Origin of the sequence: Microcoleus sp. bin38.metabat.b11b12b14.051, from assembly GCF_013299165.1 — a bacterium.
GTDB lineage: Bacteria > Cyanobacteriota > Cyanobacteriia > Cyanobacteriales > Microcoleaceae > Microcoleus.
Genome location: NZ_JAAFKD010000017.1, coordinates 56,339 through 68,762, shown reverse-complemented (window position 1 = coordinate 68,762; position 12,424 = coordinate 56,339). Strand labels below are relative to the sequence as shown.

Below are 12,424 nucleotides of genomic sequence, written 5' to 3'. Positions count from 1 at the left end.
CCGTCGCTAGCGCTGTAAGTGAAGGTATCAATTCCGACAAAGCCAGGGTTAGGAGTGTAAGTGAAGTCGCCCTTGGGATTGAGTAATAGTTTACCTTTGGTCGGCCCAGTGACAAGTCCGGCACTCAGCGTGTCGAAATCGATGTCGAAGTCATTGAATAAGACTGGCGGAAATCCGGTCAACACTCGATCGTGCAAAACGCTGTAGGTGTCGGGATTGGCTGTTGGCGGATTGTTGGTGATATTAATCACAAATGTCTGGTTTGCCGAAGTATCTACGCCACCGTTAGCTGTACCGCCGCTGTCTCTGAGGTTGAGAGTGATATTAGCCTTGCCAGTTCCACTTGTGGCGGGGGTAAAAGTCAGTTGTCCGAAAGAGCCGATCGCGGGTGGTACGCTAAATAAACCGGGATTGTCATTTCCCACCACTTGAAAGTTGACGGTTTGTGCTGACTCGTTTGCCGGCCCAGGGGAGATCGCTGTGGCCCATCCAGCAAAGGTTTGCGGGCCTGCGCTGTGATTGACTGTGCGATCGGGCCCCTTGACAAATGACGGTGCATCGTTGACAGGATTGACGGTAATAGTTGCTGTCTCGCTGGCCCTACTGAAAGCTGCTAAACCCCCAATACTGCTAGGAGTTGAAATATCAGCCGTCCCGCCATTTGTGAAGGTAATAGTGCCAGAGTTTGTTGTTGTTCCATCCCATGCCTGATAGGTGATATTGGGAGTGCCGTTGTAGTCAGCATTGGGAACAAAGCGAATGCTGGCAGTACCTGCTAGCAGTCTCGCTGCTGCTGTTGACGGGGTGCCGAATGCCGTCCAAGTCGCACCGCTATTAGTTGAATATTCCCAACTGCCGTTAGAATTGTCTGTTGCCGTGACTGCAATTCCTTGAGTGTCGGCGGTGTCGGGATCTGTAACTGCACCTGTAATTAAAGCAGAAACTAAGCTGCCGGTGTTGCTGGCAGGAAGTACATCTTCATTAATTGCTGTTAGTACCGGCGAACCGCTGTTGTCGAGTACAGGTGCGTTGTTGGCTGCAAATGCTGCGAATCTGGTGGGAATGGCAAAATTGTTGTCGCTGACAAGAATGAGCGTTCGCTTCCCATTTGCCGTCAGTGTTGTTTGAGGAGGCCCAAATGTCATCCCTTCAAAATTGTCTACAAGTGGCGGAGATCCTGCACTGAAGAAATAAGCAGCAGCAGTAGCGATCGGAGTTTTCGATACTGGTGTAATGCTAGCAACACCAGAAGCAATCAAGCCAGTATTGCTTTGAATGTCAGTCGCACTGTTTAAAGAAATTTGATAAAGCTTCAAATCGCCTGAAACCGGCGGGCCTGGGTTGAGAAAACGTTCGAGAACCAGCAGCGTATTATCATCAACGGCCAGCATTTCCGAAATGCCGTTGCCTGGATCGGTGTTGTAAAGAAATTCTCCGTTTGCGGTGTTTGTGGCTAAGTTATATCTTAAAATTCGCGATCGCGTGCCAATTGTAGCCGTTGTAAGTGTAGCAGGGCCGTCTTGTTTGAGAGCATTTTCTGTTGCTGTAAACAGAAAACTTTGACTGGGAGTAATAGTTAGACTTTCAAAAGCTTGATTGTTGCGGATGCCTATGTTAGGAGCTGCTGATACGTCGTATTTGGGAGAAGAAATAGGCAGCGCTAGGTCTTGTTGTCCTGTTGCAATGGCGAATCTATTGATAAAAGGCTGGGTATTTGTCGAGAAATTTCCTTCAGAAGAGACGAAGACATTACTGCCGATTAAGGCAATGCCCTCTGTATCCGATGTATCTGCGGCAAAGGGAGGCGGATTGCCAATCTGTGTTACCGCTGTAAAAGCAACTCCTCCTACTGCTGCCAAGCTACCCGAACTCACATTAGGTATAGTGAGGGTGTAAAAGCGAGACGGATCGGGACTGCCACCAACATTGCGGCCGTCTGAGATAGCGTAGTAAGTGTTGTTCCCTGCGTAGGTAATGCCAGATAGTCCACCTACCTGGGTTGTTGGTGTTCCAAAAGTTTGACTTGCCGGAAATCCTGCTTGTCCCAAAAATTGCAGGCCGAACACAAATTGATAGGTGGCTGTTGTGGCTTGGTCGATCGCCAGTCCAGCAACAATCTTTCCCGTTGTATAATCTAGCAGCCAGTCTCCGCCTAAAGCTGAATTGCCGATCGGCCCGCTGGAAGCAGCAATTTTTGCCCGCGTTAGCCGACTCAGTTGCTGCACGAAATTAGCGCCCGCATCATCCGCCGCTACATCGCACCCGTACAGCAAAATCTCTGCACTCTCTACGAGCGATCGCCACCAACGCTGCAATTGGTTAGCATAAGTTTGTAAATTTGTCAAGTTTAGATCGATCGCGCCTAGCTGCAAACTCGCCGATCGACCGTGGGAGATAATATGAATGCTTCTAATATTGCTGCGACTCCCTAGCACTTCCGTAATTTGTGCTACTCCATCCCGCGCCGCATCAATGATAATTACTTCTATTCCCGCTGCGATACCGTTGCGAAGGTTTTGGATATCGGGAAGGGCGGAGTCGAGAAAGGCGATCGAACCCATAACAGAATTGATAAAATTTGGCACAATACACCTCTGGTTAGATGACAGTAGGGAAATTAATATCTAGCTAACTTAGCAAATTCAAATATTAAATGTCATCAGTAAAATTAACTGCCATGGTTTGTAGTGAGGACTTCAGTCCTTTCTTTGATGCGGACTCGCATTCCTCACTACAAACCTGTCCTTTCTTTGATACGGACTCGCATTCCTCACTACAAACCTGGTTCGATCGCCAAAAGTTCTTCTGCTACCAATCCTTTCTGAATAGCGAACACTGCTGCTTGAGTGCGATCGCGTACTTCTAACTTTTGCAAAATCGCGTGCACGTGCACCCGCACCGTACCCGGAGCAATGTACAATATTTGTGCAATTTCTTGATTGCTTTTCCCTGCGGCAACTAAAGCTAAAATTTCCTGTTCTCGCTTCGTCAGCGGATTGTCTAAAATTTCGGGTTTTGTCGCGCATTTGCTAGGTTCTGGATTATTAAAAACTGCCCGAATTTCCGCAGTTGCCGCTTTGTCCCACCAAGAAGCCCCCGATGCTACCGATCGAATTGCTAAAACTAATGTTTCCGCGGCAATTCCCTTGAGACAATATCCCTGGGCTCCGGCTGCAATTAACCTTTCAATTAAGGTTTTTTGGGCGTGGGATGTTAATATTAAAACCGGAATTTCTGGATGTCGCTGTTTTATTTTGCGGCACGCTTCAATGCCACCTATTCCCGGCAAACCAACATCCAGAACTACCACATCCGGCAAGTGTTCTTGAGTCAATTCAACCGCCGTTTCCCCATCTTCTGCCTCGGCAATTACTTGGACGCAACTTTCTTGCTGCAATCTAGTTTGCAGTCCTAACCGAAACAGTTCGTCGTCTTCAACTAGAAGAATTCGCAAGGGAAAATTAGGTTTCATTGGCGGAGATAGCTGGTAGTCGGAATCCAAACAACGCCCCTAAAGGCAATTTGTTTTCTGCCCAAATTATACCGCCGTGGGCGTCAATAATTTGGCGAGACAAGTATAACCCCAATCCCGAGCCTTTGGCTTGCCGATCGCCATTTCCTTGATAAAAACGCTCGAACAGGTGCGGCAGTTCCGAAGCGGTAATTCCCAACCCGCTATCGAGCACTTTTACTACCTGATAGCTAGCCGATGATTCCATGGTTATTTCTACTTTGCCGCCGCGAGGAGAATGGTTGAGCGCGTTGGTTAGCAAATTTACAAAAACGCGCTGGAGTTGGACTGCATCGCCATTTACCCACAACGAGCGACGGAAATCTGACTCTCCATAATTCATACTAATATAAACTCGGCGCGCCGCCGATAAATGGATGAGGGTGGCAATTACTTCTTCTGCTAAAGCGACTAAATTTACGGGCGCAAGTTGCAGTTTTAAACCTTCGGCATCGTTGCGGTAAACATCCAGCAGCGTCTCTACTAATTGTAGTGACATTTTGTGCGATCGCGCCATTGTTTCGAGAACTTTTTGCTGGCTCGGAGTGACAGCCCCAAATTGTGCTGACTCAAAGGCTTTGATTGTTTCAATTGCGCCCAGCATCGGGGTTTTTAAGTCGTGACTCAAAGTCGAGACAAAATCTTCTCGGATGCTGGCTAGCTGCTGTTGCGACTGCAATTGAGCTTTGGCGATCGCGATCGCTTCTTGATATTGCTGGTTGCGATCGCTCAAATATCCGGTGACTCCCAAGGCCATCACTGCGATCGATCTATTGGCTAGAGTTGCGAGGGCGATCGTTTGTCGGTGAGGTACAAACAAATCCAACAGCGTCAAAGCAGCAGCTACCAGCGTAATCTGTAACTTACCCAGCCGACTCAAGCGCGAATTTGCCAGTAAAATCGGCCCCGTGTACAGATACCCAAACAGATACTCTGGCGGCGTGCTAAATTCCAGCGCGACGACAATAGCGAATAAAAGTGCGATCGACCACCGCCCCCGCAAATACTTCTCTTGAAGTGCGAGGTTTTTGTTGATTTTTAAGAAGTTTATCAAGATTTTCATTAGAAAGGAGAATAATATAGCAATCGGCAAGGCGAGGGCGGACTCGATCGATGGCTGACACAAACGATCTTATTACCTAGGGCCTCATACCACCTGTTACATCTTAATTTACTCAAAATCTAAGAAAATGGGTTATGCCTTGCCATATCTGGGCAAAAATAGACCTCTTGCAAAAATAGCTAGGAACGGGCTCTCCGGCCCGTTCCACAGAAAAAAAATTTTGTGGAATGGGCCGGAGAGCCCGTTCCAAAAATTGAGCAAAAAGACTTTTGCAAGAGATCTAATCTATAGGACTTACGCATTGGGGCCCAGAAACCGGGTTTTTTTACGACAATACTTCGTTCGTACTCGAAGATTAGGTAAAAAACCCGGTTTCTTTGTCGGAGTGCGTCCAGGACTGACCTAATTATGCAAGAGGTCTAATAAAAAGTCGATGAGAAGTCGATGAGAACTTACTCACGTTCTCAAATAGCCACCTGATTTAATAAAAACACGGTACAAAGTGCGATCGACTTAATATCTTGCAGCATTCTCGATCCGCAAGCAACAAACTGCTGTAAAACGTAACTATGTAAAGTAAAGGATTGTAAAGTATGCAAATCCCTTAAAAGTGGGTATTTTAACTCTAGGTGGGTAATTCAGCCCTATTTCCATACTTTTATGTAGTTTGGTTTAATTGGATCTACCTACTTAGTAGGTGTGTGCAAAGTTGAATCATGGTTGTCCTCGCGGGCAAGAAAGCAAGCACGGGCGTACTCGCTCCGTTAGAAACTATGCCTGTATAAAACAGCGTACATCTTTATCAAAGATTTACAGAGTTTTCTGGAATAAGCGGTTACAGTCGATGCTAGAAGTTCTCACTCTTTTTAAATCAGGAATAGGTGTGTGATGCCAAACTTTAATTGTCAAGTTTCAGGAAGTGCGATCGCCTTTATCGATCGTCAAGTTGCAGATTATCAAAGTTTGATGGCCGGGGTAACACCGGGTACGGAAGTAGTGGTTTTGGATGCCACAAGGGATGCGATCGACCAAATCACTGAAATTTTAGCTCTTCGTACCAATATTGATAGCATTCACATCATTTCTCACGGCACTCCCGGCCGCTTGCAACTGGGTAGCGGTGGCTTGAGTTTAGACAATCTAGATGCTTATTCCGAGAAATTGCAGCAGTGGCGGAGTGCTTTAACTCCTAGTGCGGACATTCTGATTTATGGTTGTAATGTCGCCTCAGGGCCTCGCATTTGTCCGCAATTCCGCCGGGGAATTAATTCCCCGTCTCATAGCGAAAGTCGGTTGAAACCGACTGAAAACAAGGTGGCTATTCAGTCCTCTTCAGAGGACTTTCGCTATGAGACGGGGGTTGAAACCCCCGGCGGATCAGAGGAATACGCCACAAACGATCGACGCGCGATCGATAATGAATATGCGATCGATTTAACCTTCATCCAGCGCATCGCCCAACTCACAAATACCAACGTTGCCGCCTCCAAAAACCTCACCGGAAGTGCAGCAAAAGGTGGCGACTGGAAACTGGAAACAACAACCGGGAAAATAGCAACCTCTTTAGCATTTCGGCCCGAAGTTCTAGCAGCATACAGCCACGTTCTCTCCACCTTCAGTGAAGCCAGGAACTATAGTGTCAACAGGCAGCCTTTTGACATGGGTACGGGCGACTTTAACGGCGACAGTTTCCTTGACTTAGCCGTGGTCAACTGGCAATCCCAGAATATTTCCATATTGTTGGGGACGGGTACTACGGGCAGCTTTGGTACTGCTACCACCTTATTGGACCCAGGTAATGAGAATCCCTATGCCATTGTAGTGCGCGACTTTAATGGAGACGGCAAACTCGATTTAGCTATAGCGAATACTCAGAATTATGCTAAAGGCAATTTCGTTTCCATCCGGCTGGGGACAGGTACTGGCAGTTTTGGCAATCCTACCAACTTCTTTTCCGATCCAAAAGAGCTGAAGCCGCTAAATCCTGAGTCGATCGCAGCAGGCGACTTTAATGGAGATGGCAAGTTAGATTTAGCCACAACCCCTGGGCTGAATGGAAAATACATTTCAATACTTTTCGGATCGGGTACAGGTAGCTTTGCTAAGCCCGTTTACATTAATACAGAAAGAACCCAGGATAATGTTGCCACAGCCGACTTTAACGGCGACGGCAAACTAGATTTAATCACCTCGTCAGGTAATCAAAGAACTGATAACATTTCCGTTTTCTTAGGAGATGGTAATGGCAACTTTAACTCCCCGGTTAACCTTACCGCCGGATTAGGGTCACATGTTTTCGCCACAGGCGATTTTAATGGCGACGGCAAACTCGACCTTGCTACCAATAATAACAATCAAGTCGATCGACATATCTCAGTTTTTTTGGGAGATGGTACGGGTAATTTTGGTACTGTTACCAACTTTACTGTCGCAGGCCGTCCTCAATCTGTGGTTGCAGGCGACTTTAACGGCGACGGCAAACTCGATTTAGCCGCGCCTAATGATTCTGACCAAACATCAGTCTTGTTAGGAGATGGTACGGGTAAATTTGGTAATCTCAGCAACTTTAAAATCGGGAATCCGGGAGCTCCTACTGCTATCATTGCGGCAGATTTTAATCGTGACGGCAAGTTAGATTTAGCTAATACGAACAGATGGTCTAACGATGTCTCGGTTCTGCTGAATACATCGAATACAGTTAATTTCGGTGCGGTCACTTACAATAGTGTCGAAGGAACAACAGACACAGTAGTTAATATTCCCGTCACCATTACCGGCGGCACTCCCTTAAACGAGATAGTTGTCCCAATTGTCCTCGACCCCACTAGCACAGCCACCCAAAATTTAGACTACACCTTTTCCCCTACTTCGATTACCTTCCCCGCTGGTTCAACAGGTGCCGCACTCACCAAAAATATTGCAGTTACTATCAAGGCTGACAGTATCTCTGAAAACCCCGAAACCGCAATTTTCAACTTGGGTACAATTACTGGTGCGATTGCGGGCCCCACAAAACAAACCACACTAACTATCGCCGATCAGGTTTCTGTTGCTTATGCCATTGCGACCGATACTGCCACCATTGAGGAAGGCAATAGCGGCAAAAAACCTCTAACTTTCACTGTGACTCGCAGCAACGTCACTAACGGGGCAAGTAGTGTCAAATATGCGATCGCCGGAACTGCTACCAACGTCAGCGATTATAACAATATCGGCGGCACTTCTGGCGCACGAACTACTGCTGGCACGATTAATTTTCTCACCGGTGAAACATCGAAAACCATTACTCTGGATGTGTTGGGCGACACCGTAGTTGAACCTGATGAAACTATTACCGTCACCTTGTCAAATGCCACAGGTATCGCAGCGGCAACACCGATAATTACCGCTGATACGGCTACCACAACTATTATTAATTACACTGCACCGACACCACTGCCCATACCAGAAGCACCAACGCCGACACCACCACCAATACCAACACCGACACCACCACCAACGCCAACACCGCCAACACCAACACCGCCAACACCAACACCACCAACGCCAACACCACCAACACCAACACCACCAACACCAACACCGCCAACACCAACACCACCAACGCCAACACCACCAACGCCAACACCACCAACGCCAACACCACCGCCAACGCCAACACCGCCAACGCCAACGCCGATACGAACACCGCCACCAACACCGACACCAACGGATAATCGCCCACCAGTGGTAAATCGTCCTGTCTTGTCGCAAGGAGGTTATAAAACCAATGAGTTGACCTTTGCTGCAAACACCGATACTGACCCCGATCCGGGCGATCGCATTAGTTATACGATCTGTCTGGCCGATTACAATGCTTTGAATTCGTCTGCATTCACTTTGGAGAGATCTCTCAACGGCAGTTCCTATCGCCAGCCGGTAGATGGGTTAAGTTTTCCTCAAATTCCTCTCCCCTCATGGTTAACTTTCAATCCCGAAACCCGTACTATCAATTTAGATGCGAGTCGCCCAAAATCTTTCAACTATTGGCTGAAGGTAACGGGAAAGGATGCGTCTGGTGCCAGTGTTAGCGAACTCGTTCGGTTCAAGAGTAACAATTTCGGCGGTTTTGTGATTGACAATTACATTGCTGGTTCTACTGTCTTCTTAGATGCCAACAAAAACGGCATACTCGATCCTAACGAACCATCTGCCATAACTAGCTCTAATGGTGAATTCAATCTGAATTTCCCCACCGACATTTTTGACAAAAATGAAAACGGGGAAATTGACCCAGAAGAAGGCAATATAGTTGCCATAGGTGGCACCGATACCGCCACTGGTTTACCGCTAGAAACACCAGTTACGGCACCACCAGATGCTACTGTTGTCACCCTCTTAACCAGTTTAGTAGCTGACTTAATCGACAAAGGAGTTACATCAGCAGAAGCACAATCTTTAGTCAAAAAATCCCTTTCCATCCCCGCTGATGTTGAGCTGATTAGCTTAGATCCGATCAAGGCAACCAACAACAACGAGCCAGGGGGAGTCCAAGTCTTATCCGCAATGGTTAAAGTCCAAAACATCATCACTCAAACTACCGCTTTGATTGACGGTGCTTCGAGTGCATTAACTAAGGATATTGTCAAGGCTGTTGTCAGTTCAATTACGACTCGAATTCAATCCAATACAGCTTTAAACCTCAGCAATGCAGCAGATTTAGAGCCAATTATTCAGCAATCTGTCAGTAGAATCAAGCAAGTTGACCCCAATTTTAACAGTCAAAACTTCACCCAGATGGCCTCGCAAGCTGCGACTGTAATGGCAACAGCAAATCAACGCATTGATGCCGCTGTCTCCAGCACAACAACTTCAATTCCCGAAGCAGTCGCCCGCGTCCAAAAAGTAACCTTGGGCGTAACTACTCAAGACTTTAAAGCAGTTGGTGCGGGAAGCAAGCCAATTTCCCAGTTAGTTACTGAGAATACTGGTGCTGCTTTAGATAGCAAAATTAAAGACACAACATCGCCTGGGGCTGGGCTTGCGGTTCCTGTTGTTACTGGTGACGCGGATTTTGGCAGCAATTCCCCCGATCGCATTCTTGGTACAAATGACGACGATATCCTGACTGGTGGCAGTGGAAATGATGTTTTGATGGGCATCAGGGGCAACGATTACCTCGACGGCGCGATCGGAAATGACTCTCTTTTCGGAGGGAAAGGTAATGATATTATGCTGGGAGGTAGCGGTAATGATGTTTTGTTTGGCAGTCGCGGTGCTGACATTTTGAATGGCGGTGATGGTAACGATATTCTGCTGGGAGGTAAGGGTGATGATTTGCTGACTGGCGGTTTGGGAAGTGATGTTTTGACGGGAGGTAATGGCAATGATAAATTCTTGGTTGCTACCAATGCCGGCACTGATACTATTACTGACTTTGAAGTTGGTAAAGACTTGTTAGTATTGGGTAACAATCTCACTTTTGCCCAATTGTCAATTACTCAAGAAAACAGTTCAACTTTCATCCGTTTGTCAGCAAGCGGTGAAATTTTAGCCTCTCTCAATGGAGTGTCTGCCAGCTTGATAAGTGCTGCCAATTTCAACATAGCTTAGACAGTCCCGGACGAAGCTATTCTGTATGTCAATACGGTTCACTTAAGACTCCTTATACTCGGATTTCCCCCTCGCATCCCCCTTCTTAAGGGGGACTTTAAGAGCATTCTTCCCCTTTTAAGGGGGGTTAGGGAGGAGCGGTCTTAAGTGAACCGTATTGCTATATGTACGGTGTGCAGTGCGTAGCCTACTACTATAAATTGCGCGTCCAACTATGCGATCGGGTAAATCGTGTTTGTTAAAGCATCGATCGCATTGTGGCGCCAAAAACAGTGTTTAGATAGCATCTATATCTGCAAGTATAGATTATCAATAAGAGCTAAACATTTGCCTATCCATTAAAGTATATGGCAGACCAACATAAATTCTAAACAGTAACTTATACCTGAAGACAGATTATAAAAAAAACCAAACTTCTGTAGAGTAATCACTAAATGAGAAATTTTTAACTCAGTTATGCTCGAAGGATTAATTCAAGTCACATTAACGCTAATCATTTTAATAGCGATCGCCCCCGTGTTCGGCAACTACATGGCGCTGGTGTACATGGGAGAAAAAACCCTTCTCGACCCCGCCATTAAACCAGTAGAACAACTGATCTACAAAGCCAGCAATATCCGGTCTGGAGATTCCATGACAGGTTGGCAATATGCGCGATCGTTGCTCTACAGCAACCTAGCAATGGGGATATTTGTATTCCTGATTTTCATGCTTCAGGGACTGCTGCCTTTAAATCCCACCAGCCTCAGCGCGCCCACCTGGGATACCGCCCTGCACACGACTATTTCATTCCTCACAAATACCGACCAACAGCATTACTCCGGCGAGACAACATTCAGTTATCTATCCCAGCTAACCCTGGGTTTTTTAATGTTTACCTCCGCCGCCACCGGTTTAGCAGTAGGGATTGCCTTTATTCGGGGATTGACTGGTCGCCCGCTGGGCAACTTTTACATCGATTTAATTCAATCAATCACCCGGATTCTGCTACCTCTTTCTTTGATAATTGGCTTGCTTTTGCTAATTTCAGGAGTGCCGGAAACCTTGGCTGGGCCGGCAGTTGCCCGCACCTTAGAAGGTGGCACTCAAGTAATTGCTCGTGGGCCTGTCGCTCACTTTGAAAGCATCAAACAACTCGGAGAAAACGGTGGCGGATTTTTCGCCATTAACTCGGCTCATCCCTTTGAAAATCCCAACGCTTTTAGCAACCTGCTGGCAACCCTAGCAATGGTTTCGATTCCCGCTGCTCTAATTCACACCTACGGCAGATTTGCCAATAACAAAAAGCAGGGCTGGCTGATTTTTGGGATGGTGTTTGTAATTTATGTTGTCTTGATTGGCATTGCGGCAGTTGGCGAGTTTCAAGGCAATCCGCAAGTTAATAGTTTGCTGGGTTCGGTACAGCCAAATTTAGAAGGAAAAGAAGTTAGATTCGGCTGGGCCCAAACTATCCTGTGGGCGGTAACTACGACTGGCACAATGTGCGGCGCTGTCAACGGAATGCACGATTCTTTAATGGCTCCCGGCGGTTTTGCTACTTTGTTTAACTTGTTTCTGCAAATTGTTTGGGGCGGACAAGGAACGGGAACGGCTTACTTATTTATTTACCTAATTTTGAGCGTGTTTCTCACCGGATTGATGGTGGGGAGAACGCCGGAATTTTTAGGGCGCAAAATTGAAAAACGGGAAATTGTTTTAGCGAGTGTGGTTTTGTTGATTCACCCGATCGCAGTTTTGATTCCTGGCGCGATCACCCTCGCCTTTACCGATAGCTTAAGTGGCATCAGTAATTCAGGATTTCACGGCATTTCGCAGGTGATGTACGAATACGCTTCGGCGGCGGCTAACAACGGTTCTGGTTTTGAAGGATTGGCCGATTCTCAACCCGCACCTACCGGACTTTGGTGGAATTTAAGCACCTGTTTTAGCTTGCTGATGGGGCGCTACGTTCCAATTATTGCCTTGCTGCTATTAGCTGACAGCATGACAAACAAACAACTGGTTCCCGAAACCACAGGAACTCTCAGAACAGATTCCGTTTTGTTCACCAGTGTAACCGCAGGAGTAATCATCATTCTGGGTGCGCTAACATTCTTCCCCGTGCTAGCTTTGGGGCCAATTGCTGAAGGATACGAAATCAGGAGCGGCAAATTTGAACCCGCACCAATAACTGCGCCATCGCCTCTGGGAACACCAACTCCTCCATCTCAGTAGCGAAAAAACATCAACCTCACCCTTCTCTTTCTCTGTGCTCTCTG

At 46.9% G+C, this 12,424-nt stretch carries 5 protein-coding genes; 2 read left to right on the top strand and 3 right to left on the bottom strand.

All coding sequences use genetic code 11. From position 1 onward, the window contains the following. The 3 genes from QZW47_RS18575 to QZW47_RS18565 all read right to left on the bottom strand — a co-directional run. Positions 1 to 2,585: esterase-like activity of phytase family protein (locus QZW47_RS18575; RefSeq protein WP_293129495.1), on the bottom strand; the 2,585-nt coding region annotated here is incomplete at its 3' end. A 188-nt stretch (positions 2,586 to 2,773) separates the two neighbouring features. Continuing rightward, the gene (locus QZW47_RS18570; RefSeq protein ID WP_293129493.1) at positions 2,774 to 3,472 is read right to left on the bottom strand and encodes a response regulator transcription factor; all 699 of its coding nucleotides are present in this window, start codon (positions 3,470 to 3,472) and stop codon (positions 2,774 to 2,776) included. After that, positions 3,462 to 4,574, bottom strand: a complete 1,113-nt coding sequence (locus tag QZW47_RS18565) for a HAMP domain-containing sensor histidine kinase (RefSeq protein WP_293129491.1) — start codon at positions 4,572 to 4,574, stop codon at positions 3,462 to 3,464. Before QZW47_RS18565 ends, QZW47_RS18570 begins: the two co-directional genes overlap by 11 nt. A gap of 888 nt (positions 4,575 to 5,462) precedes the next feature. On the opposite strand from QZW47_RS18565, the gene QZW47_RS18560 reads away from it, so the two are divergent. Both QZW47_RS18560 and kdpA read left to right on the top strand, forming a co-directional pair. Next, positions 5,463 to 10,166: a DUF4347 domain-containing protein gene (locus QZW47_RS18560; RefSeq protein ID WP_293129489.1), complete on the top strand. Its 4,704-nt coding sequence runs from the start codon at positions 5,463 to 5,465 to the stop codon at positions 10,164 to 10,166. Between the two features lie 456 nt (positions 10,167 to 10,622). After that, positions 10,623 to 12,380, top strand: coding sequence for a potassium-transporting ATPase subunit KdpA (gene kdpA, locus QZW47_RS18555; RefSeq protein WP_293129487.1), 1,758 nt, complete (start codon positions 10,623 to 10,625; stop codon positions 12,378 to 12,380). Positions 12,381 to 12,424 lie beyond the last annotated feature (44 nt).